This window comes from Nostoc sp. (genome assembly GCF_036918245.1).
In the GTDB taxonomy this organism is placed as follows: Bacteria; Cyanobacteriota; Cyanobacteriia; order Cyanobacteriales; family Nostocaceae; genus Nostoc.
The window spans coordinates 17471-43044 of the sequence record NZ_JBALEF010000098.1; the positions used below are offsets into that span (position 1 = coordinate 17471).

General features: G+C 39.9%; 16 protein-coding genes. 6 read left to right on the top strand and 10 right to left on the bottom strand.

From position 1 onward, the window contains the following. The first annotated feature begins 67 nt into the window (after positions 1–67). The 3 genes from V7L12_RS28510 to V7L12_RS28520 all read left to right on the top strand — a co-directional run bounded on the left by V7L12_RS28510 (position 68) and on the right by V7L12_RS28520 (position 2880). The gene (locus tag V7L12_RS28510; protein ID WP_335089500.1) at positions 68–1153 is read left to right on the top strand and encodes an ABC transporter substrate-binding protein; all 1086 of its coding nucleotides are present in this window, start codon (positions 68–70) and stop codon (positions 1151–1153) included. Between the two features lie 77 nt (positions 1154–1230). Beyond that, positions 1231–2124 (top strand): ABC transporter permease, encoded by an 894-nt coding sequence (locus V7L12_RS28515; protein WP_335089502.1) that lies wholly within the window; start codon positions 1231–1233, stop codon positions 2122–2124. Positions 2125–2178: 54 nt separating this feature from the next. Beyond that, complete coding sequence (locus V7L12_RS28520) at positions 2179–2880, top strand: Uma2 family endonuclease (RefSeq protein ID WP_335089503.1); 702 nt, start codon at positions 2179–2181, stop codon at positions 2878–2880. A gap of 17 nt (positions 2881–2897) precedes the next feature. Here V7L12_RS28520 and V7L12_RS28525 read toward each other — a convergent pair whose 3' ends face one another. From V7L12_RS28525 to V7L12_RS28560, 8 genes are all read right to left on the bottom strand, one after another. Further along, positions 2898–6518 (bottom strand): hybrid sensor histidine kinase/response regulator, encoded by a 3621-nt coding sequence (locus tag V7L12_RS28525; protein ID WP_335089505.1) that lies wholly within the window; start codon positions 6516–6518, stop codon positions 2898–2900. Positions 6519–6553: 35 nt separating this feature from the next. Continuing rightward, positions 6554–6904: a four helix bundle protein gene (locus V7L12_RS28530; RefSeq protein ID WP_335089507.1), complete on the bottom strand. Its 351-nt coding sequence runs from the start codon at positions 6902–6904 to the stop codon at positions 6554–6556. A 137-nt stretch (positions 6905–7041) separates the two neighbouring features. Further along, positions 7042–10350, bottom strand: coding sequence for a GAF domain-containing protein (locus tag V7L12_RS28535; protein WP_335089509.1), 3309 nt, complete (start codon positions 10348–10350; stop codon positions 7042–7044). 125 nt (positions 10351–10475) lie between these two features. Then, positions 10476–10949, bottom strand: coding sequence for a chemotaxis protein CheW (locus V7L12_RS28540; protein WP_335089511.1), 474 nt, complete (start codon positions 10947–10949; stop codon positions 10476–10478). A 124-nt stretch (positions 10950–11073) separates the two neighbouring features. Continuing rightward, positions 11074–11436 (bottom strand): response regulator transcription factor, encoded by a 363-nt coding sequence (locus V7L12_RS28545; protein WP_335089512.1) that lies wholly within the window; start codon positions 11434–11436, stop codon positions 11074–11076. A 498-nt stretch (positions 11437–11934) separates the two neighbouring features. Next, entirely contained in the window at positions 11935–13134 is a 1200-nt protein-coding gene (locus tag V7L12_RS28550; protein ID WP_335089514.1) for a response regulator, read from the bottom strand. Positions 13135–13756: 622 nt separating this feature from the next. Continuing rightward, the gene (gene murQ, locus V7L12_RS28555) at positions 13757–14683 is read right to left on the bottom strand and encodes an N-acetylmuramic acid 6-phosphate etherase (protein ID WP_335089516.1); all 927 of its coding nucleotides are present in this window, start codon (positions 14681–14683) and stop codon (positions 13757–13759) included. Positions 14684–14807: 124 nt separating this feature from the next. Beyond that, a complete protein-coding gene (locus tag V7L12_RS28560; protein ID WP_335089519.1) occupies positions 14808–15236 on the bottom strand; it encodes a DUF3110 domain-containing protein in 429 nt (142 codons plus the stop codon). 260 nt (positions 15237–15496) lie between these two features. On the opposite strand from V7L12_RS28560, the gene V7L12_RS28565 reads away from it, so the two are divergent. Continuing rightward, positions 15497–21268: a translocation/assembly module TamB domain-containing protein gene (locus tag V7L12_RS28565; protein WP_335089521.1), complete on the top strand. Its 5772-nt coding sequence runs from the start codon at positions 15497–15499 to the stop codon at positions 21266–21268. Positions 21269–21282: 14 nt separating this feature from the next. On the opposite strand, the gene V7L12_RS28570 is transcribed toward V7L12_RS28565, so the two are convergent. Together V7L12_RS28570 and V7L12_RS28575 are read right to left on the bottom strand one after the other, a co-directional pair. Beyond that, positions 21283–22074, bottom strand: coding sequence for an Rpn family recombination-promoting nuclease/putative transposase (locus V7L12_RS28570; RefSeq protein ID WP_335089522.1), 792 nt, complete (start codon positions 22072–22074; stop codon positions 21283–21285). A gap of 87 nt (positions 22075–22161) precedes the next feature. After that, positions 22162–23091 carry a carbohydrate ABC transporter permease gene (locus V7L12_RS28575; protein ID WP_322729120.1) on the bottom strand — a complete coding sequence of 310 codons (930 nt, stop codon included), beginning with the start codon at positions 23089–23091 and terminating at the stop codon, positions 22162–22164. A gap of 171 nt (positions 23092–23262) precedes the next feature. Here V7L12_RS28575 and V7L12_RS28580 point away from each other — a divergent pair, with 171 nt between their 5' ends. Then, positions 23263–23925, top strand: a complete 663-nt coding sequence (locus tag V7L12_RS28580) for a GIY-YIG nuclease family protein (protein ID WP_335089525.1) — start codon at positions 23263–23265, stop codon at positions 23923–23925. Between the two features lie 192 nt (positions 23926–24117). Then, positions 24118–25464 (top strand): FAD-binding oxidoreductase, encoded by a 1347-nt coding sequence (locus V7L12_RS28585; RefSeq protein ID WP_335089527.1) that lies wholly within the window; start codon positions 24118–24120, stop codon positions 25462–25464. The last annotated feature ends 110 nt before the right edge of the window (positions 25465–25574 follow it).

A 25574-nucleotide genomic window follows, 5' to 3' on the forward strand; every position in this document is an offset into this window, starting at 1 on the left:
CACTCTAATTAAAGGCATATTTAGAATCAATCGGCAACAATACAAAAAATGATTAACTATTAACTTAATGACTAACAGACGCCAATTTTTAAAAGGGGTGGCAGCACTTTCTAGCTTATCTTTAGGTGGTTGTGGCTGGAAGCTAGCTGAAGTACGTGCTAATTCTAATACCAATAGTCAGCGTGACCAACTTTATATCTTTACCTGGACGCAATATACTGACAACCAATTATTGAAAACTTTTAGCGGCCAAACTGGCATGAAAGTGCTGGCAGATGTGTATGATTCCAATGATGTCATGCTGGCTAAATTGCAAGCTGGAGGCGGTGGCACTTACAGCATCATCAACCCATCTGATTATATGGTGCACAAGATGGTAGACAAAGGCTTGTTAACAGAAATAAATCACGATCGCTTAATCGGTCTAGAGAATTTATTTCCCCGGTTTCAGAATCCTAGTTATGACCCCAATAACCGCTACAGTATCCCTTTTAACTGGGGGACAACAGGTTTACTTTACAATTCCGAAAAAATCAAAGATGTACCACAAGACTGGGATTATCTTTGGCAAAATCAAGAGCAACTTAATCAGCGGATGACCTTGCTCAATGATGTTCGAGAAGTTATGGGTGCAACCTTACGAATGCTCGGTTATTCTTACAACTCAAAAAATGAACCAGAAATCAAACAAGCTTATGAAAAATTAAAGGTGCTAAAACCTGCGATCGCCCGTTTTGACACTGACGCTTGGCAAAATCAAATTCTCGCAGGAGATTTACTACTGGCAATGTGTTATTCAGCAGATGCAGTAAAAATTTCTCAAGAAAACCCTAAACTCAAATATGTGATTCCTCGCAGTGGTTCTTCATTATGGACAGACACTATTGTAATTCCCAAAACAGCCCCCAACCAAGCTGGAGCCTATGCTTGGATTAACATGGTTTTGCAACCAGAAATCGCAGCCCAAATCACTCAACGCCTGAATATTTCTACGCCTAATAGCGCCGGATTTGAGCAATTGCCAAAAACAATCCAAAACAACGCTAATTTGTTTCCGCCAGAGTCCCTGTTACAAAATTGTGAACGTGTTACACCTGTAGGAGAATTTGAAGAGGTTTACGATCGTTATTGGACTCAATTAACTAGCAGCTAAATAAATTTTGGATTTGAGATTTTTAATTCAATCCAAAATCCAAAATTAAAAATCTAAAATTTGTAGAGTTATAAGTGATGAATTTTGAAAAAAATCAGATTTCCAAAATAGAACAATTGCAGCATCCCGTCAGAAATTGGCTCCAACCCTTGGTATTGCTTGCACCATCTGGGATTTGGTTATTACTTTTGTTGGTGCTGCCAACTTTGATAATTTTTGAGTTAAGTTTAGTTGCAGACATCCGACCAGGAGATTTGGTCAATCCCAACGGATTCAAAAACTACATCCGAATATTTGACTCCCTTTACGTGCAAGTAATTGGGCGATCGCTATTTTTTGCATTTGGCACAACGATAATTTGTTTAATTTTGGGCTTCCCCGTCGCCTATTGGATTGCTCAAATAGCGCCGCTGCGTTGGCGAAATTTGCTGTTATTAGGTTTTGTTCTACCTTTGTGGACTTCTTCGTTACTCCGTTCTTATGCTTGGATTACAATTCTTCGTCCTACTGGTTTATTGAACAGTTTATTCAGCAATTTAGGCTTGCCTACTTGGGAATTACTCAATAATAGTCAAGCTGTATTGATTGGCATGAGTTACAGCTTATTACCCTATATGGTTTTGATTTTATATGCTTCTCTCGAAAAGCTAGACAAGCGGTTGCTAGAAGCCGCGGCTGATTTAGGTGCAAATCCGGTGGAAACTTTTTTCCAAGTAACCGTACCGCAAATTTTTCCAGGAATTGCAGCTGCTTCCATGCTTGTATTCATCACAGGCTTAGGGGATTTTGTCGATCCAGAATTACTTGGTGGTGCCTCTAGTATGACGGCGGCGCGGTTAGTTTATAATCAGTTTCTTGGAGCAACGCAAAATTGGGGATTTGGTTCAGCCTTGAGTATGACGTTAATTTTGCTTGTTAGTATTGCGATCGCACTTTTAATTAAGTTTGGTGAAGCTACACCCAAACGTTAAACTTTTAGTCACTCATTTATAATAAAAGCATCAAACGCCAGCGAGACAACGGTTATGCTCTCACCCGATCTCAAAAATGCGTTACCAACTACCGATGAACTTCCCTGTTCAGACGATACGCCGGTGGATAACGAAGACCAAAACTTTTTGCCTAACATTTTACTTTTCTTACTCAACTCCATTTGGGCAAATCGTATGGATTGGTACTTTGGAGTAGATATGGGATTATATCATACCACAGGAGTAAATCCTAGAGTACCTGTAGTGCCAGATGCTTTTTTAAGTGTGGGAGTAGAACGGAAAAAGGGTGGCAAATCACGCAAAAGTTATGCGGTTTGGGAAGAAAATGGGATAGTTCCAATATTCACAATGGTATCCCACACCCCAGGAGGTGAATACGACGAGAAGCTAGATATATACAAAAAACTCGGTGTATTGTACTACGTAATTTATAACCCTGAGTTTTGGCGACGCGACCAACATCAACCCTTTGAAGTGTATAAGTTGATCGATGGAAACTACCAGCTACAAATAGGTGAACCCTATTTGATGCCAGAGGTGGGTTTAGGTATAGGGCGACACCAAGCTGTAATTGGCGGGATACAACAGGAGTTTTTATGTTGGTATGACGAGCAAGGAAAGCGCTATTTGACAGATGCAGAACAGGCACAACAAGAACGGCAAAGGGCTGAACAATTAGCCGAATATTTACGTTCTCTAGGTGTAGATCCAAATAATCTACCTGATAATTCATAATTACGAATTACGAATTGTTAATTATTCTTCACTATGAGTAAATGATCTAAATCATCTGCATTACTGTTCATTAACTCTTTAATTTTAGAGATAAACTCATGTTCTAAAAAAGGCTTAGTTAAGTAAGCTTTTGCACCCAATTCTTTAGCAAGCTGACGATGTTTTTCAGCGCTGCGAGAAGTAAGAATCACTACAGGTATTTTTGCTAAATTGGTGTATTGGCGGAAATTGCTCAACAACTCAAAACCATTCATTCGTGGCATCTCTAAATCGGATACAACAACTTTAATTTCAGGATGTAACTGCAATTTTTCTAGAGCTTCTACACCATTTTGAGCTTGTATTACTTGATAGCCAGATTTTTGTAAAGTCAGAGAGAGAGTTTGCCGGAGACTAATTGCATCATCTACTATTAAAACAACTTTTGGTGATTTATGATCTGGCTCTTGAGAATAACTGGGTTGGGTTTCTATAGTTGTTGTGGAAGTCGATGCCGCAAGTAATGGTGTAGATGAAAAAGTATGCCCTGATATCGGCAAGGCTTTTTTATTTGATGAAGAAGCTACTGGTAGCGCCCTGATATCAAGTGTTGTTTGTTGGATTTCGCTAGATTTTACTAGCAACAAAGCATCAATTACTAAGATGAGATTACCATTGGCTAAACTACTACAACCATAAATGTATTTTGGCGGTGCGATCGCATTTCCTAAAGGTCTGATTACCAGTTCTTGTTCACCAATTATTTGGTCAACTTCTAAAGCAACCTTTCCCTGATTTCGCTGTAGCAAAAGCACCGGATTTTTCGCTATGCTTTGGTCGTGAGTATTTGATATGTTGTATGGAGTAGCATTATTAAAGAATGAATCATTATAATTAATTAACTTTGAAAGTTGACGAAGATTGACTATAGTCTCATCATTGTCTATATTCCAATGTAAGACTTTTTTCCCTTCAATTTCTTTTATCTGTTGTTCAGAGGGAATCAATATTTTTTCGATACTGTCCAACATAAGACCATAAACAACACCTTTGGCTTGAACTAGCATTAACTTTTCTGTAGTCATAGAAAAAGGAATTTTAAGTATGAATATTGTTCCTTGGTTGGGTAAGGATTGAACTGAAATCGAGCCGTTGAGTGCGTGCATCTGAGTACGCACAATATCTAAACCCATACCGCGCCCAGAAATTTCGCTTACTTTATTCGCAGTAGAAAATCCAGGCGAAAATATCAAATCTAAAAGTTCAGGTTCAGCCAGATTGAAACCAGAGCTTCTAGTTAGTTCTTCAATTTGCATGGGATAAAGTTCAGCAGCTTTTGTGCGAATTCTATCTAAATTCAATCCCTGACCATCATCTCGAACTTCGATAACAGTTTGGCTACCCTGATGATAAGCGCAGATTTCGATTAAACCTTGTTCTGGTTTACCAAGCTCTCGGCGAACTTGCGGAGCTTCAATACCGTGGTCAAAAGCATTACGCACTAAGTGTAACAAGGGATCGTAGAGCTTTTCTGCGATCCCTTTATCTACCAGTACTTCACTACCAGTAAGTTTCAATTCTACAAGTTTGGCATGAACATTCCCCAACTTATTTACCATGTGGGGGAAACGATTTAGGATATTACCCAAAGGCGACATTCGTGCTTCGACTAAGCTATCTATAATATTAAGAGTTAAATTCTCTTGTTTATCACTAATTTGAGTAGCTTGTGTCAGAAGCAAATCAAGAGACTCTGTGGTTTCTTGTAGTTGCAGTGTCTCTTCTATTGCTTCATGCAATGTCATGTGAAATTCTGTATATACATCCATTTCTAGAGAGTCAAAATCCACTGCAAAACTTTGCGTTTGTTGTGAGGTAATATTTTGTATTTGTAAAGGTAGATCGCGTAACTCATTTAATGTTGTTTGGTGTCTAGTAATTTGCTGTACTAGTTGCTCAATTATTTCTTTGACTTGTTCATCTTGTAAACTACGCTGTTTTTGGTAAATCAGCAATTCTCCAGCTAGATAATTGAGGTGTTGCAGTCTCTCTGTATCTACCCGAATAAATGAAGGTTGGCGAAAGTTTTTAGTTTGAACATACTGTGATTTATCTTCTATTTCTTTATTGATTTGTGTAGCTATATCAGGCATGACTTCAATAGCTGTTTCTGGAACGTTTACAACTTCCTGCTCACTGACAGTTAATGAATCAAGATTTACTGAATAATCATCAGTCTGGGTTGTCACAACTTCAACAGCAAAGTTTTGCCTAGCTTCTTCTCCCCATATTGCTTCTAGCAAGTTATCAGTTGATTGAGAAGATACAATTTCTTTAATCACTAATAGTTTTTGTAACTTGGGACTATCAAGCCAATTTTTCTCTTCGCTAGTTACAGGAGGATAACTTTTATATTCTTTTGCTAATTTATAAATTTCGTTTTGTAATATTTTAATTCCTGAGAGGTAGCTATCAGATGCTTTCAAATAATATTGAAACTTTGCAACTGCAAATAGGATGATTAAAATGATGCCACGTCGATAAATACAAAGACTTTGACTATCTTCTTCATCTTGGACAAAATTAAGAAAGTCTTTCAGCCAGTTGTCGATATAATTAAGCAGACTTTTTCTTTCTAATCTGGGAACTAGTAAAGTCAAACTCAGTTCTGCCTCTGGTATTTGCATCTGGTGATTAAACCAGCCAAAAATGTAGCGAATTACTTTTAAATAAAACTTGGCAGTTGTTGGCTTTACTGATTCGTTTTTATTGTTGTCAGATGTAGTGAGGAACTGATAAAATTCTTCTTCATTGATAATAAATATACTAGCAGATGAATCATTTTTTAATTCTTCAGATAACTCATCATTTGCCACTACTGCAAGTTTTCGCAAACCTGAAGAAGGTTCTCCACCAGATGTGCGATCGCCTGCTAATACTAATTTTTGTGCTTGTTGTAAATCTGCAAGGGCAATTTCTGCAATTTGCTTCACCTGGCTGGGATTTACTTGCAGCGCTGAGAGAATCGTTTGGGAAATTTCTCCCAATCCAGGTAAATTTAGAGATTCTGCCAAACCAAGAAATACTTCAGCTTGAGAGTGTAAAAACTCGATAAATTCGTCACTATTTGGTGGATTGTTAACAATGCTAGCAATACTATTTAGACGTTGTTCTACTCCTACTTCAAAAACGGACTGTACAATATCAAATCCTAATTCTTCAGAAGTTGGAATATGAGATTCAGCACCAAATGCATCACCCAGTTTTTCTTGCAACTGTGCGAACACTGAAGTCGCTCGATGAAGCAGCTCTTCATCATTAACAGTACTGCCTATTAGCTCAGTATTTAATGCTATGTTCAGACATTCATAAGCTTGTAATAAAAGTGTTTGTAGCTCCGTATCAACTACTACTTTGGGATTATATAAAGCCTTAAATATATCTTCTAAAAAATGAGCTATCATCTTAATTAATTCTAGTCCAACGTTAGCAGCACCACCTTTAAGTGTATGGGTAGCCCGCATTAAGTTGTGAATTTTGGCAATGCTATTATTTTCTGATAAGCTAAATAATTCTTGTTCAATAATTTGCACTAATTCTGGGGCTTCAGCTAGAAAGTAGATGTATCCTTGTTCGCGAATTTCGTTATCTGTGATCATAATTGGGGAGTGGGGAGTGGGGAGTTAGGAGTTTATCAACCAATTGATTTTTCAGTTGTCTTGACTATTGAACTCAAAATGCGAATGATTTTGTCTGCATAGATTAGTTCATTAGTTAAATCAATATTTACTAGTTTTGACTGTTGTAGTAGACGTAGCCAGTATTTGGTTTCACTAGCTTCTTTGTATGCAATATAAATTTTTGCCAAGAAATCCTTTCTACTCTGATCACCGCTAGCCTCTTCAACATTCGCGTCAATACTTGTCCCACTTCGTAGTAATTGCTTAGAAAGCGCATATTCGCGTTGTTCTTGCAGTTTAATATATAGGTGAATAATTTCTAGAGCAAATTTAAAACTCTTCTGTTGAATAATACTGTCTGCCAATTACTCTTCTCCTATCTTTAACTTAAAAATTATAAGTAATTAAGGTCAAAGCATTTTTATATTTTTGAATAAGATGGTGATTTATATAATTAATGCTTTGACAAAATAACTCCTAACTCCTAACTCCTAACTATTTTTCATTTGACTTTAAACTTACTAGCAGTTATTAATAGCTCTTGCGCCATTCCTGATAAATCTTGGAACACAGTCGCAATTTCTTGAGATTCAGCAAAAGTTTTATCAGCAATTTCTGCGACATCTTGCATTGATTTAGTTACTGTTACAGATTGCGCCATTTGTTTTTGAGTTGCTGCGGTAATTCGCTCGATTAACTGACTAATTTCGGCAGTTGCAGAAACGATCGCATTTAAGTTTTGGCGAGTGTCGCTAACAAGATTTGTACCTTCTACTACCTGCTGAATACCAGTTTCCATTGCTACTGCAACTTCTCCAGTTTCTGCTTGAATTTCCTGAACTAATTTTTCAATTTCGATGGTTGCTGCTGCTGACTGGCGAGATAAAGAACGGACTTCATCAGCTACAACTGCAAAGCCTTTGCCATATTCACCGGCACGAGTAGCTTCAATGGCTGCATTTAGAGCGAGTACGTTTGTCTGTGTGGCAAAATTACCAATCAAATTCACCACTTTGGAGATCTTTTGCGAGGATTCGCTGAGGCGTTTAATCTTTTTGCTGGTTTGAGCGACGGTTTCACGAATTCCTTGGATTGCTTTTACAGTCAGGTTCATGGCAGTATCGCCAGACTCTACAGTTTGATTGGCTTTTTGCACTGCTAGTTGTACTAACTCAGCATTGGCTACTACAGCTTGAGTAGAGTCCACCATCTGTTGAATGTCATCTAAAGCTGCGGTAATGTCCTCAGACTGTTGTTGTGCCAGATTAGTCAGTCCCGCTAGGGAAGCCTCACTATTGCTAGAAGTTTGGGCAACTTGTTGAGCAGCCCCTTGTACCTGAACAACAATTTGCCGTAATGCTTGCAGGGTATTATTGTAGGCATCTGCGATCGTGCCTAGCTCGTCTTCTGTAATCGGTGCGCGTACTGTTAAGTCGCCGTTAAGAGCCGGTCTAAGAGCTTTTAAGAGTTGAATGGATCGTTGTTGCAGTAACTCCTTAGCTGCCTTTTCCCGTGTTGCTGCTTCTGCTAACTTTGCTGACTGCGCTTGTACTTGTTGCAAATATTCGGTGTGTTGTAATGCCAGTCCTAACTGGCTGCCAATGCGTGCTAACAAAGTTACTTCCGATTCTTCCCAATCACGAGTTCCCGAATTTTGATAAGCTGCCAGCAATCCCCACAATTGTTCCCCAGCAAATACAGGAACAATTACATAAGCTTTGGCTTCAAATTGCTCTAAAACTTCAATGTGACAAGGAGAATGACCTACCTGATAGATATCATTTACAACAAAATTTTCACCCTGGGCATATCGACCTCCTTGAGTTTCTTGTAAGTGGGTATCTTCCCAGACAGTTTTGATATCGGGGCCTACCAGTTTTACCCAAAGATGACCTGCTGACTCTGCGATAAATTCCCCACTCCAGTTAGGATTGAAACGATACACAGCGACGCGATCGCATCGCAGTAATTGTCTTACTTCTTGAGTAGTTGTTTTGAAGATTTCTTCTACATCTAAAGATTGCCGGATGCGGTTACTGATCTTGGTGACAGCTTTCTCTTGTTCTGCTATTTGAGCTAGTTTCTCAGATTTTACCCGCACTAATTCCAAATAGTCTATCTGTGATTTAGCTAGGCTAAATTGCAAGCTAGTCTGAACTAAAAAGTTCACTTCCCAGCTTTGCCATTCACGAGAGCTAGAATTTTGATAAGCTGCCAGCAATCCCCACAATTTATCCCCGAAAAATATCGGCACAATTATGTAAGCTTTGGCTTCAAACTGCTCTAAAATCTCAATATGACAGGGAGCTAACCCTATTTCATAGATGTCATTTACAACAAAGTTTTCACCTTTGACATATCTACCTCCCTTAGTTTCTTGCAAGTAGGTATCGTCCAAAACGGTTTTAATATCAGGGCCTACGAGTTTTGTCCAACCAGTACCTACAGACTCAGCTACAAATTCGCCACCCCAGTCAGGGTTAAAGCGATAGACAGCGACGCGATCGCATTGTAGTGATTGACGCACTTCTTGAGTGGTTGTTTTGAAGACACTTTCTACATCTGAAGATTGTCGGATGCGGTTGACTATTTTAGTGAAAACTTTCTCTTGTTCTACTATTTGAGCTAGTTGGTCAGATTTCGTCTGCACTTGTTCGAGATATTCTCCTTGTGAGATAGCCACACCAAATTGCAATCCAATTTGAGTTACAAAGGTTTCTTCCCAAGGTTGCCAATCACGAGGCCCAGAATTTTGATAAGCTGCCAGCAAACCCCATAATTTTTCTCCAGAAAAGATGGGTGCAATGATGTAAGCCTTCATTTCATACTGCTCTAAAATGTCAATGTGACATTGAGCATGGCCCATTTGATAAATGTCATTGACTATAAAGCTTTCACCCTTGGCATAACGTCCTCCTTGAGTGTCTTGTAAGTGACTATCTTCCCAGACCATGTAAAAATCAGGGCCGACCATTTTTATCCAGCCATTACCCACTGACTCAGCGACAAACTCGCCACTCCAGTCAGGTTTGAAGCGATAGACACCGACGCGATCGCATTTTAGTAATTGACGTACTTCTTGAGTGGTTGTTTGAAAAAGTTTATCGACATTTGATACTCGCAGAATTTTGTCGATGACTTTAGCTACCGATTTTTTTGCTAGTATCCGCTGTTGCTGTTCTTTTTGGAATTCAAAGCTCTGTAACTTGTAAATCAGTTCTGTTGTAATTTGAGATAGTAAGCTAATTTCTCCTTCTTGCCACTGCCGCGTTGAGTAGCAATTATTGACTGCTAGTAAGCCCCACACTTTACCTTCTACTACAATCGGTAAACTCAAACTAGCTTTAATTTGAAATTTATCTAGCAGTTGCTTTTGATAAGGGGTAAGTTGAATCTGATTGATATCGTCAATAACTACAGCTTCTACATAGTCTTGATTGGTATATAAACCAAAAATAATTCCGGGAATATTTTCGCCTAAAGTTGGAGTCCAACCTAATGTTCTCGACTCTGCTAAAACATTACCTGATTCTCGCGAACTAAACTTATAAATTAAGGCGCGCTCGCAGCCAATCTTTTCTCTAATTTGTGCTACAGTAATTTTGAGTAATGTATCAAGGTCTGGGGCTTGGCGCATGTGAGTTGCGATGTCTTTCAACTGTCGCCGCCAAGTTTTAAATTCTAGAGCGATCGCACTTAATAAAGAAATTTCACTACTAGCAATATTTGCTATATGAGCGTTACCATTCTGATTTTCTAATTCAGAGATTAGATGCTCGTTATCATGGCTATTGTTATACAAAAATGTCATTTAATTAACCTCAAAAACTGTGATGGGTAATAACTTGATATGTGGCAAGCAAAAGTTATCTGGTATTTACTCATTAAGGATTAGGAATTTTCAAAACAATAACCTAATCACACTTTACTAAATATTCAATTATGAATTCCCCATGTCGGAGCTTGAATAATAGTTGTGGCATCCAAATTAAAAATTATTTCCTCCGAATCATTAATAAAATATCCTTGTAAAAAAGGTGATAATTTCGGATAAAATAATTCAGCAGTTGCGGGTTTCATTTCTTTAGTATCTAGCCATTCAATATCTATAAGTTGTCGCACCAATAGTCCCAAATACTTACCTTTATTTTCCAGAACAATTGCCATCATTCTTGAAAGTAAATTTGGCCCTTGCGAAATAGGAGGATAACCTAACATTGCCTCTAAATCAACTAACCAAAGCATCTCACCGCGCCAATTATAAATACCCAAGACGCTACTTGGCATCTGAGGAACGCCACATATTTCTGGTAATGATACTTGCAAAACTTCTGTGATGTGTTGTAAAGAAATGACGGCTGTATCACTTACTCCCAAATTAAAACTTAAAAACTTTTCCTGGGTTTCCAAAGCTATTGATCCTTTGTCCTTGATTATTTATCTTTAGCCACTATTTGCAGTTATTGTTTATTCTTGGAGAGATTATATCTAAAAAATAGTGATTTCTAGGTTTTATTGATTTATGACATTTTTACTAATTAAGTAATCGCTTTAAAATTACCACTAGTTCGTCTCGAATGATCGGTTTTGATAGATAACCATCAGCGCCTAACATATTACCCCAAATTTTATCTACATCACTATTTTTTGTAGAGCAAAAAACCACAGGTATATTGCTAGTGTCAGGATTATTTTTCAGTTCTCGGCAAATTTCAAAGCCACTTTTACCCGGTAAAATTACGTCGAGAAATATTAAGTCGGGCTTATTTTTATCTATTTTGTCTTGGGCTTCTTCACTACTAGTGGCGCTAATCACAGAATAACCTGCCTGTTGCAAGTAACGGCTGATTATTTCCATATCTGTTAAGCCATCTTCAACAACTAAAACAGTATTCATGGCAATTACTCGTTAACTTTTTATCAAAATGTAAACAAAATATACAAATCCTAAATGATTCCTCAAAAAGACATGGAAGGGACTAGAGACTAGCCCTAACCCTCTTTGCCCTAACCAATATTTCACAAATCAAATAGGACTGCTATAAATACAAAAATTTGTATTTGTCTAATTTTGATTCAATCTTTATTTATCAACCTCAGAAAAAGTACGTAATAAATATAACTTAATATAAGATGTTTTAATAAAAAATAGTTTGATAATCGAATTTTAGATTTTAATTTTCGGATTGAAGATTCAAAATTTTAAAATTACTGATAGCAAAATAATTTAAAGGTGAGAATATATCTAAAATTCCAAATCAATTGACAAATCACTGATTTGAGGAATAGAGTTAATTTAAAATTGTTTAACCTCAATAATTTACTTTTTACTGAGGTAGAAAAGTCTATTAGTTTTGAGGAATAATTCATAACCAAAAATTGCCTCTAATTCTCCCTAATTACAAACCTCTAAATTAGATTTACTTTTATCGTTGGATACGCTCTGTGTAGGTAAATATTTACGTATTATACTCATTACCTTATCAGGCACTACAGGTTTAGTGAGAAAATCTGTAGAACCAACTATTTTGGCACGAACTCTATCTAAAAGACCATCACTGCCTGTTAATATAATTATTGGTGTGTTGGAAAAGGTAGATATTCGTCGTAACTGAGTACAAATTTCGTAACCACTAGCAACTGGCATAATCAAATCCAAGAAAATTAAGTCTGGTTTATCCTGAATGAGGGTTGGTAGAGCTTGTACAGCATCTTGAATTTTGACAAACCTAAAGCCATTGGAAGTGACAATATCCTCTACCATTTTACATACTTGAGGGCTATCATCGACGCAAGCCACTAGTGGAGCAATCCGCTTTTTTGCTTGTGTGGTGGTAGAGTTATTGTTGACTTCAGTAATTCCTAAAGGCAAGTCAGGTACTTCTACCAATTCAATGATTCCTTTAAGGATATAGGGAAGCAACGAACGGGTGAGTGGTAGTACACTCTGCTTCATTTTCATAGCTAAATCTCGCAGAGTGAATTTGCCATTGATTAAATTTACAAAGTTTTTGTAGACAGATGGACTTACCATCTGCTCAAGTTGTTCTGGTCGCCGTAGAATTGGTGCCAAGTCAGGAGAAAAATTTGCTAAACCAGCTTCTGACCAAATTTTCCATGAGTCTTGCATGTGCTTTACAGACATTTCTGCACTCGTGAAGTTCATTGGGGCTTCTAAGATAACTTCTTGACTGCGATTGCAACTTAGAGAAGTAAAGTTTCCTTCCAAAGCTAGATCAAACAATAGTTCTGCTATCGTATTTTCCGCAATAAATTGAATCTGTTCTCTCTGAATTTTCTGTTTTTTATAAAATACTTCTATCAGTTGATAGTCCCAGTAATCAATTGATAGGTCTTGCCTACGTAACTGCAACTTATCAACATCAATCTGGGGACAATTTTGAGCTATATGTCTACGCCAACGCCGGAAGGGATGAGTTCCTCCTGTTGCCCAAACTATCCGTCCTAGCCGATAGTAAAAAGTCCATTGGCTGCCTTTTGAACTCTTAATATTTAATTTGCCATTGTATTGCAACTGAGTACAAGTTTTAAATTCCTTTACTAAATTATTTGAAATAAGTTCTTGAGGGGGCATAGTTTATTCCTTTTATTAAAAAGTTAGCCATTAAAAACCGATACTAGCAGAGCACGGCGTAAATTCAGCTACCATCTCAATTAACTAGACAAATTTCTTAAGTCACTTGTTAAAGGTAGGCAACACTTCCGTTACAGTGTTCTAGCTATATAGCGATCGGTAGATATGTGAATAAGTGCAAATACATTTGGTATATAGCAGTCTAAATCAAGATTATTAAAAGCAAGGCAGATGTTAAGATGGCAAAACTATTGCTAGGAAATAATTTATCTAGCATAGAGTCTTTATTAACAGACTTTACTTTTCTGTTAATATTTTTGACTAAAGTAGGTTGCCATAGTCGACATCATGATGTACTAAGATATCATTTTAGGAATTTTCATACTGAATCATATCCGTATAAGTTCTGAATTTTTGTTTAAAAAACATTAGCTGTCTTTAGAGAATCCTGTTTTAGTTATTCACATTGACAATATATATTATTAAAAATATTTATTTAAGTTTACTATTCTTAATTATGTTAATTAATGTCAGCTTTTCTAGGGAATATTATTCTTAAAAAAAGGCGTGCTACTAAAATAAGTAGCAGCCATATTATAAAGTATTTATTTAGAAAATTTCTTCAAGATTGCTTGGGGTTTTGATAGCTGACAACAGCTGCCCTGAGATTACTTTGATGTTCTGAAAGCAGCCGATCGCCTTCGTCTTTTTCCAAACCAGTCCAGTGCATCAATAGCGCCAGCTTAACCCATTTACCACTACGTTCTAGTAAAAAACCAGCAGTTTCTCGACTTAAACCTGTGAGGTCTTGCAAAATTCGCAAAGCGCGATCGCGTAATTTTTGATTTGTTACTGCTACATCCACCATGCGATTGCCATAAACTTTGCCTAGCTTAACCATCACGCCGCTAGAAAGGATATTTAAAGCTAATTTAGTGGCTGTAGCAGCTTTCAGGCGAGTTGAACCGGCGATTATTTCTGGCCCTGTCAATAGACGAATGTCAATATCGGCATCAAAGCTAACTTGTTCAGCAGGAACACAGGCGATAAAAATAGTTGTGGCTCCTCGCTGACGAGCAGCATGAAGCGCACCGTGGACATAAGGCGTTGTCCCACCAGCGGTAATTCCAACTACTATATCTAATTGGGTAATCTGTCGTTGAGCGATCGCAGCCTCACCATCTTCAACGCTGTCTTCTAAATCCTCAGAACTGCGTACTAATGCGCCAGCACCACCAGCAATAATCCCCTGTACCAACTCTGGGGGTGTACAAAAAGTAGGTGGACACTCAGCAGCATCTAACACCCCTAACCTGCCACTTGTACCCGCACCGATATAAAATAGGCGTCCTCCGTGGCGCAAACGCTCTGCGGTGCGCTCAATTGCCTCTGCTAACTGAATTTTTGCCGCTGCAACTGCTGCGACGGCCTTTTGGTCTTCGTCATTAAACAATTCCACCAATTCCAGAGAACTGAGCTGGTCTAAGTTCAGACTGTTAGGATTTACCAGCTCAGTTAAAAGATGCCCGCGTTCCTGCAAATTTGTCATTTGTCATTTGTCCTTTGTTCATTTGTCTGTTGTCATTTGTCCGTTGTCCGTTGTCATTTGTCAGTTAGGGACCAGTGACTAATGACCAATGACTAATGACCAATGACTAATGACTAATGACTACTTACAACAATCCTTCCAATTTGCGACGAATTTTCTCTAGTTCAGAATCAGACAATTCTGGTTCTTCTAGTGGCTGTTCATTGAGAGGGAAGGTGTCTTCAACAGTATCCTCCTTCTGGGCATCTTCTTGCCAGTCAGTTTTTTCGACGTTAAGTTCTGGGGGAGTGACAACTAAATTGCTGTTTTCTGGGATGATTTCCCATTCATACCCAGCACTTTCGCAAAATTCCTTGATTTCTTCAGCATCGATTGGCTCCGGTGTGGGTGCGGGGAAATCCTGAGCTTCTAACATCAGGGCAAAGCGCGTGGCATCGTCTTCTGACTCGAACATCAGAATTTTATTGCGATCGCCTTCCCGAATCGTGTGAATCCCCTCATTTTCCGTTCGAGCATTAAAAATTAACACAAAGACACGCATTGGTGTAATCATCTGTCCTTTTTAAGGTTTATTCATATTAAAGTTCGAGATTGTGTCTCAAGGAAAGTCACAGGAATAATTTTCACTCTATTCAGATTTTCCTGAAAACGCCAATATTATTAAGCATAAGTATTGGATCGAGTAAATACCGTAACTCAATCAATGGGGTCTTGGGTTTAGTTGGCGTATCCTGGAAGTGGCATACTGAATCAATGTGCCAGTTAATGCTTGTGTGTGCCAGCGATATCCGGCAATTAATACAGTGAAAGCAAATGACAAAATATCCCGATCGAGATCCTTACTACCTTTCCCCTAATCGCAAGCGTATGTGGTTGCTGGTGTTGAGTCGGGGTAGCATTGCTTTGAGCGGACTTTTACTGTTAGGAGTTATTGTCGGGATTTGGCGGTTGTGGACTTTTGTTCAAACAGAATTAACACCCTTAGCACAACAAAGTCTCACAACTACACTCAACCGTCCGGTAAACCTGGGAAGAGTTACACAATTTTCGTTGACGGGAGTGCAATTTGGGGCTTCAGCTATCCCAGCCACATCCACAGATCCAGACCGGGCCACAGTCGAATCTGTAGAGGTGGGTTTTGATCTGTTGCAACTAATCTTTAACCACCATTTAAAGCTAGATGTTACCTTAGTCAACCCAGATATTTACATTGAACAAGATGACCAAGGACGCTGGGTTTCCACTACTATAGCGTCGTCAGGTGAAGGGGCCGCCATTAAAACCGATTTGGAAAATCTGCGGTTTCGCAATGCCAAGCTGGCATTGATGCCGCGGGAGAGAGTAGGGGTAAATGAGGGGGCAGAGGGGCAGGCGGGCAAAGGAGAATACCCAATTTCTAACTCAGCACTGCCTAAACGCCCCGTTACCACTAACAACACTCAGCACTTGCCCGTGCTATTTTCTCAACTCAACGGCTCTGCTCAACTTTTAGCAAATAATCAGTTGATACGGTTTGAAGTCGGGGGTCAAGCAGACAGTGGTGGCAATATTTCCATTCAGGGAGAGACACGTTCCAAGGTGCTAGCAGGGAACTTCCAGGTGCAAGCACAAGATTTGCTGGCTGAGAATATTACTCGGTTGATTAAGTTACCAGTGAATTTACAGGCGGGTCGAGCCAATGGCGACTTGTTAATTCGATTGACACCAGGACAGCAGACTTTATTGTTTGGCAACGCTACTGTGCAAGGGGTAACGCTTCAAATACCCAAAGTCCCACAACTATTGAACAATAGCCAAGGAAACCTCCACTTCCAAGGAACGGAGTTGCAGTTAAATAATGTTACTAGCAACTACGGCAAAATTCCTTTAGTGGCTACGGGAATCATCGACTCTAAAGCAGGCTTTAAGTTGGCAGCGCGTGTAAATGCAGTGAGTTTGGCGAATGCCCAGGAAACTCTCAAGGTAAAACTACCTGTGCCGATCGCTGGACAAGTACAAGCTTCTTTGCAGATTACTGGATCGACAAAAGAGCCAATTCTCTCCGGTTCAGTTGCCACGATTCAAACTGCTCGGATTGATAAAGTTGATTTTAATAGCATCAGTAGTAAATTTGAGCTTGTTACTAATTCTTCTTTAATTACCCTAAAAGATATTCAAGGTAAAGCCAAAATTGGTGGTGAGATTACGGGCGCTGGCACAATTAAACTCGGTAAAAACCCGCGACTGGATTTAAATTTCGCTGCCAAGAATGTTCCAGGAGATGCGATCGCAAAAGTTTATAAAACAACACCTACCTTTCAAATCGGCAATGTCTCAGGTACAGCCGAACTAACTGGCGCTCCTACCAATGTCCAAACTGTGGTACAGTTCCAAGCTCCTAATGGAACTTATCCTGGAACAGGCGAAGTTGCAATCGCTCCAAATCGCACCGTCTCTTTCCGTAATGTGGCTCTGAATGTAAGTGGTGGTACAGTTCGGGCGACTGGTAGTTATGCTAATGAGCGTTGGCAAGCTGTGGCTGTTGCCTCTGGGGTAAAGTTGGAACCCTTTGTAGACAAGAGTCAACTGCCAAATGTCTCTTTGGCTGGGGCACAATTCAATGGTCGTCTCCTGCTCTCAGGAAGCACAGCACCATTTAAAATTGCCACAATTCGCAGTGATGGTGCAGGAGTTCAAATTGGTGGCGGTACAGTTGCAGTTTCTAATATCCAACTGCAAGACCAAAGTTTCTCGGCTCAACTTGTAGCTGATGGTGTGCGGTTGGGACAAATATTGAAACAGTCTCCTCCAGCTTTAGATAATCCTTTAGCAGGAACATTCCAAATTGCAGGTAGCAGAGATGATTTCAGCCTGAAAACCATGCGTGGGAGTGGTGAGGGTCGCCTTACTATTGGTGATGGTACGGTTACAGCCTCTAATATCGAAGTGGCTGATGGTGTGTATCAGGCGCAAGTTCAGGCAACTAATGTACCTGTGCGGCAGTTGGCAGCAGTACCAAAGCAGTTTGGAGGGAAGTTAACTGGTCAAGTAAATTTGGCAGGTTCTGTTGAATCCTTCCAACCGCAAACTATTCAAGCTAGCGGTCAGGGACGACTGGATGTTGCGGGTGGAACTATTACAGCCTCTAATATCCAAGTGGGTAATGGTGTATATCAGGCGCAAGTTCAAGCAAATAATCTACCGTTGCAGCAGTTAGTAGCAGTACCACCGCAGTTACGAGGGACGTTAACTGGTCAAGCAAACGTGGCAGGTTCTGTAGAGTCCTTCCAACCACAAACTATCCAAGCCACTGGTCAGGGACGGCTGGATGTTGCAGGTGGAAATATTACAGCTTCTAATATCCAAGTAGCTAATGGTCGCTATCAAGCTGTAGTTGATGCTGGCGGTGTGGAATTAAATCGGTTAAATCAGCAATTGCGGGGTCAGTTTGGCGGTCAGTTGCAATTAGCCGGTACGCTTGGATCGTCCAAATTAGCTGATGTGCGTGCTGCTGGACAGGTGCAATTGTCCCAAGGTATTCCTGGTCTTGAGCAACCTTTGAGTGCTGCGATCGCTTGGAGTGGTGAAAGGCTGACCATTGAGCGAGCAACTGCTCCCGGTTTAAGTGTTACTGGTAACATATTAGCCAATGCGAAAAAGACAGGTATACCGGAAATTACTGCCCTAAATCTCAACGTCCAGGCGCAGAATTACAACTTAAAACAGTTACCGATTAATCTTCCTAATCAGGTTGCTGTAGCGGGAAGAGTAGATTTTAATGGACAAATCACTGGTAAACTGCCCTTGCTAAATGTAGTAGGACAAATCAACTTACGAGACTTGGTTGTTCAAGATATTGCTTTTGAGCCGTTGTTAACTGGAAACATCGATTCAGTACAGGGACGCGGTTTGAGTTTGAACTTGGCGGGTAATAGCGTAGACCCGAAGGGGCTTCTCGGCAGAGATCGCCTATCTTTCAATTTAGATGCTAATAATCGCCCGAAATCTTTCTTAGTCAAATGGCAGCAAGCATCAGCCACAGGTAATGTTCAAGGGAATGATTGGGCACTGAAACTTGCAAATTTCCCCTTACAAATATTGAATTTGACTCCGCCACCAATTACTCGATTGGGTGCTGGTAAGATAGCTGGGTTGTTAACTGGGGATTTGCTGTTTAATCAGCAGACATTGGCAACAACGGGGAATTTAGCGATCGCAAATCCGCAAATTGGCCGGGTTAAAGGCGATCGTTTAGCCGCTCAATTCCGCTACGGTGACGGTAAAGCGACACTCGCAAGTAGCGAATTTGTCAAGGGGAAAAGTCGCTACGCCCTTGTTGGTACTTTTGCTCAAAGCGTTAAAGGCCCTCAACTACAAGGTAAACTGAACGTCAACCAGGGTGAGATCCAAGATCTTCTAGCTGTAGCACAGGTATTTGATTTACAAAATTTGCCAGGTGGTTCAGCAGAAATCTACGGCACAGCAGCGGATCTGACTACCAACCCCCAAGGAACGCCAAACGAACCCTTATTCACCCAAATCCAACGGTTTTCTGAAATTGAAGCTTTGGTGGCAGAACAGGAAGAACAGCGACTTAATTCCACTCCCATACCAGATTTGGCAGACTTAAAGGGGACTTTCAATGGGGAAGTGGCTGTAAATACAGCTACAGCCGGATTATCAGTGGATTTTAATTTGAATGGACAAAACTTTGCCTGGGGTAAAAAGGAAGAACGAAATCGTTTTTATACTGCCGAAAAAGTGATTGCCGAAGGCAACTTTGAAAACGGTGTTTTGAGTTTGCGACCATTACGAATCCAGTCTCAAAACAGACTGATTGCGTTCACAGGTAACGTTGGCGGTGATGAACAATCTGGTCAGCTGCGGGTGAATAATTTTCCAGTACAACTATTGAATAATGTTGTCAAACTACCAGTTGGAATTACGGGTAATCTTAACGCTACAGCAGCTTTAGCAGGTAGTATTACTAATCCCCAAGCTAGAGGGGAATTGCAAATCACAGAAGGAATACTAAATCAGAACAAAATAGAGTCAGCAATAGCAAGTTTCAGCTATGCCAACGGACGCTTAAACTTTGGTAGTACTGTAGCAGTTGCTGGGCCAAAACCTGTTGATATTACTGGCAGTATCCCTTATAAATTGCCTTTTGCCTCCGTCGCACCAGACAGCGATCAAATCAGTTTAGATATGAAGTTGGAAAACGAGGGATTAGCACTGTTAAACGCATTGACTAATCAAGTGGTATTTGAGAAAGGTGAAGGAGAAGTAGACCTGAAAGTGCGGGGAACATTACAAAAACCCGAAGTAAATGGAATTGCTATTGTCAATGATGCTACTTTTTCAGCCCAGGCTTTGCCACGTAAGCTGAGAGGTGTCACAGGTAGAGTACTGTTTAATTTTGACAGTATCTTAGTAGAAAATCTTCAAGGTAGATTTAGCCGTGGGACGGTAGAAGCTGCTGGTGAAATTCCCATTTTCAACAATGAGAACGTAACTATCAAAAATCCTCTAACTGTTAATCTCGATCAGCTAGCATTGAATCTCAAGGGACTTTATCAGGGAGGCGCTAGTGGCAATTTGCAGATTACTGGTTCTGCCCTTAATCCGATAATTGGCGGTAGAGTAAATTTATTTGATGGTAAAGTATTGCTAGCAGAATCTACCAATGCCACGACATCTGAAAATGGTAGTATTGGCATATCACCTATAAAAGCCAATAAGCAGAGCAAATCTAAAATTGGAAATGGCACGGGAAATACTAACGCCAGATTTAATAATTTAGATTTGGAACTAGGTAAAAACGTCCAAATTACCCGTGACCCTATTCTCAACTTCCGCGCCACTGGTAATCTCATAGTTAACGGCTTAATCAATCAGCCTATACCCGATGGCACCATCCAGTTAGAAAAAGGAGGGGTAAATTTATTTACTACCCAATTTAACCTTGCTCGTGGCTATAAACACACCGCAACTTTTAGTCCTTCTCAACCCCGCGACCCCAACTTAGATATTCGGCTATTTGCCAAAGTACTGGATGTAACTCAAAGTAATGACTTTGGGCGGGTAAATTCCACAGGTTTATCAGCGTTAGAGAGTGTTCGAGTCGAAGCCACTATCAACGGTTTAGCTAGCAAACTAAATGAAAATCTAGAATTAACAAGTAGTCCGTCACGTAGTCAAACTGAAATTGTTGCTCTTTTAGGAGGTGGATTTGTAGACACCCAAGGACGTGCAGACAGTACTTTAGGTCTGATTAACATCGCAGGTTCGGCTGTGTTTAACAATTTTCAGTCAGCTTTTAACCAGATTGGAAGTACTTTTGGCTTAAGTGAACTGCGGATATTTCCTACCGTTATTTCTGAGAATCCTGAAGCAGGAAAAAGCAATTCAACTTTGGAATTAGCAGCAGAAGCTGGGGTTGATATTTCTTCCAAAATATCCGTTTCCAGCATCAAAATTTTGACAACAAACGATCCCTTCCAATGGGGTATTAATTATCGGATAAACAATGAATTTCGTGTGCGTGCTTCCACTAATTTAACTGATGATAGTCGTGCAGTAGTAGAATATCAAACACGGTTTTAAAGAAATCTCTTCAATTACGAATTACTTCCTCTTCCCTCTTCTCCTTGCTTCTCAATAGCTTGTCGTACCTGTTTAACATCCAATTCTAATGCTTCAGCAATTTGCTCTATACTTAAACCAAACTTAAGTAAACGTGGTATCGTATCCAGCTTTGTTTCTTCCTTTACTTCCTGGTAAAATTTAGTTTGTCTCCAATCGGTTAATCCAAACATCGCTTCTAACTCCTGCTGACTTTTGTTTACAAATTTGTAGATAAGCATTCTCTCTACTAATTCTAAAAGATTGCTACGGTTAGCTTCATCCGTTTTTTGTACTTGTTTTATCAAGTTTTTCGCTTGCTGTACGGCTTGATCTTCTGCTGCAACTACTAACTTAATTACGCCTAGCCCAATCGAAGGTGATGGTACATTATCTAACTCGTCTAAATAAATTATACGAATTTGCTGTGGAGCTAATGATGTTTGATAAATCAATGGTATACCTGGGTCGAGACTACGTTGAGCAAAAAGTAATACTGCTTGCCAGCGACGTTGAGGTTTATATTGATTGATATAGAGGAAAACTTCTGTGATTATTCGCCAGTAAATATCATCATTGCGCTGAAACTGTACCTCAACAAAATAGATTGTGTCTTCTGGGTAGTCAGGTTTGGGTAAGAATAAGCCATCGATGCGACGTGCTAATTCTTTGATTTCTACTGAGGTAAATTGGTAGTGTAACGCTAAAGTTTGGGATTGTTCCAAAAGTTCAAATAACACACCTGGAAGAGTTTGGAATAAGGTGTAAAAAATCGTGTCTGTTTTCATGCACTCTCGATATTTGAATATTTTCAGATTATCGGGGCTGAGAGAAGATAATTTTTCTAAATTTAATATATTTAAATTAAGGCAATATTAAATTGTGATATTATCATCACCTTGCTGATTAATAGTTAATCGCAAAATTGACAATCCTAAAATTATCAAAAACAGCACTAGTCCAATCGTGCAAGCATAGCTAATTTCCAAGTTGTTGAAGGCTTGCTCATATAAATAATAAACAATCGTTTTCGAGCTACTGAGTGGGCCTCCTTGAGTCATAATGTAGACTTCTTCAAACACTTTGGTCGCAGAAATAGCCGAAATTACCGCCACTAGTGCTAGATATGGCTTCATTAAAGGTATGGTAATATCCCAATGTTTGCTGATACCATCAGAGCCATCGATGGCTGCGGCTTCGTACACATCAGCGGGAATTGATTGCAACCCTGCTAAATAAATCACCATGTAGTAGCCTAATCCTTTCCACACGGTGACAGCCATGACACTGGCAAGAGAAATTGGTACAATGCCAAAAATTTTTGCTGGGCTAGTTAGCCAAGGAATACCTTCTGGAAAAAGACCTAAAGCTTTAAATAACTGATTCAGTAATCCGTTTTCTGCATAGAGCCATTTCCAAGCTATTCCCGCAACTACCATTGAAATTACCACTGGAGTGTAGTACGCTGCTCTAAACCAATTCATCCCCCGCAGTTTCTGATTTACCAAAATTGCCAGTACTAAGGGAGCGATTACTAAAATTGGTACTACACCCACAAGATACAAAAAAGTGTTTTCCAAGGTTTTCCAAAAAACTGCATCCTTCCAAAGCTTGAGAAAGTTGGCGAAACCTATCCATTGTGGCGGCTGGGCAATGTCTTCATAGCTGGTAAAGCTGAGGTAAAAGGCTTGCAGTGCAGGCCAAAAGACAGTTAAGCCTAAAAGAACTAAGGCGGGTAGTAAAAATAAATAAGGGGTAAGCCGCTGTTTGATGAACATCCAATTTTTAGGTATCAATTGATTCATAAGAAGTTTAATAGTTGTTTTTGCTTTGTCAGAACAAGGATTTGGAGATGTGAGTAGATTTAAGCTTCAATATTTTAAGGGCATATATTTGCTTGTGTAAGTATTGGCGTAGCCTCTCGTAGAGAAGCTCGTCGTAAACATCATTAATTAATAACTTGGAGAGCAACTGCAATGGAAACTCAGCACAATCCGCCAATTGAACATCAAAATGTCCCCATAAACCACCGTGGACTGCATGATTTTTTGTATAGTTCTGACAACGAACACACCGCCATTGAGGTGAGTATAACTCCTGAACTGGCAAACAATGGTACTGAAATCATTGACTTTGAGGCTTGGAGTGTAGCTGCTCAGAACGCTAAAATTGCAGGAGTTTACGCAGTATTAGATGCAGAACGTTACACGCAGTACATTGGCTATTCTCGGAATGTGTTGCTTTCCTTAAACAGCCATCTTCGCCAAAATGGTGAGCAAAAGTGTGCTTTTGTACGTGTGCAAGCATTCAAGTTCCCCAAACGTCAAGAAATGGAAGATTTGCGAGATGCGTGGATAGCAGAACTCGAAAGTACGCCACCTGGTAATGCAACTGATTGCGAAATGTGGGCTAGTACGGTAGGTGAAGCGACTAAGGCGGTAATGTCAGAAGCTCAACTTCAAGCCTACGAGGAGAAAAAGCTAAAACTACGGAAAGCAATGGCTGATACAACCCTTTCTAAAGAGTTAGAAACAATAGATGCGAGTGAAGCCGAACGTCAGCGTCAACTTGAAGCTGCTGTGAAAAACGATGACTGGAGTGTAATTATTGACGCACAGACACAGGAAACTAAGTATTGATTTTTGTCTGCTTGAGTGCGCTATCTGACTTTTTGAGTAAGTGGCATGAAAGTTCTGTGAAACATGAGAGTTAAGATTTTAAAACGCAGAGGGGCGCTGAGGGAAGCGCAAAGGTTCGCAGAGGAGTTAATTCTCTGCGTTCCTTTGCGTAAACCTTTGCGTTTCTCTGCGTTAAAAAAAAGGATATAAGCTATGACGACAAAATTAGATGCTCTGATTAATTCTCTAGAAGGCATAGAAACTATTACCGACTCTACCCAAGTCGCAAAATTATCCCAGGATTATCACACTTTTAGCCCCGTGTTAGTGTCGAAACTAGAGGGAAAAGTTGGGGATATCGTAGTGCGTCCCGTTAATGAAGCAGAGGTTTTAAAAGTTGCAGCCGCCTGTGCAAAATATCGTATACCTGTAACTATGCGAGGTGCAGGAACTGGGAATTATGGGCAATGTGTACCGTTGCACGGTGGCGTAATTTTAGACATGACGCGGCTGCAAGAGATTCTTTGGGTAAAACCGGGAGTGGCGCGGGTGGAAGCTGGGGTGAAGTTGGCAGCTTTGGATACAAAAACACGAGAAATCGGCTGGGAAATCCGTATGACACCCTCTACGTACCGTACAGCCACAATTGGCGGATTTATTGCTGGGGGAAGTGGGGGCATTGGCTCGATCCAATATGGGTTATTAGCCGATCGCGGTAATATCTTAGCACTGCGAGTGGTAACTGTAGAAGATGAACCCCGTGCGATCGCATTACGCGGCGATGATGTCCAAAAGGTAAATCATGCTTGGGGAATTAATGGCATCATCACTGAAGTCGAAATTCCTTTAGGCCCAGCTTATCCTTGGGCAAAAGTCATTGTCACCTTTGACGACTTTATCACAGCAGCAAAGTTTGGTCAGGCAATTGGCAATGCTGATGGCATGATTAAGAAGTTGATTTCTGTCTTTGCATCCCCAATTTCGCAATACTTTCATGCAGTACAAGAGTATATTCCTAAAGGAACTCACTCAGTATTTTTGATAATTTCTGAACCGAGTTTGGAATTCTTACCGGCTTTGGTGCAGCAATACGGCGGTCAGATTACATATAAAAAATCAGCTGAGGAAGCAGGCAAAGGTACACATTTAGCAGAATTTAGCTGGAACCACACTACCTTACTTGCCCGGAGTGTAGATACTGGTATTACATACTTACAAAGTCTCTTTCCTAGCGATTGCAGTTTGCAACTAGTAGAGAAGATGTATAATTACTTTGGCGATGAGGTAATGATGCATTTAGAATTTTTTCGGGTGAATGGTGTCGTAGTTCCTGGCGCTTTGCAACTTGTGCGCTACACCACAGAAGAACGCCTCAATGAAATTATCCGCTATCATGAAGAACAGGGTGTGAGTATTGCCAATCCTCATACGTATATTATTGAAGACGGCGGCAGAAAAGTTATTGATCCTGAGCAGTTGAAATTTAAAGAAATAGTCGATCCTTATGGGTTGATGAATCCCGGTAAAAGCAAGGTTATTCAATTCCAAATTCAAAATTAGCAAACTACAGAAACACATATCAGAAATTTTTCTGTATATTTGTGTAACCTACCTCCAAAAAGCTAGTTGCTGGGCGTTTATAATTTGTGGTTTGATTTTAACAACCGTGG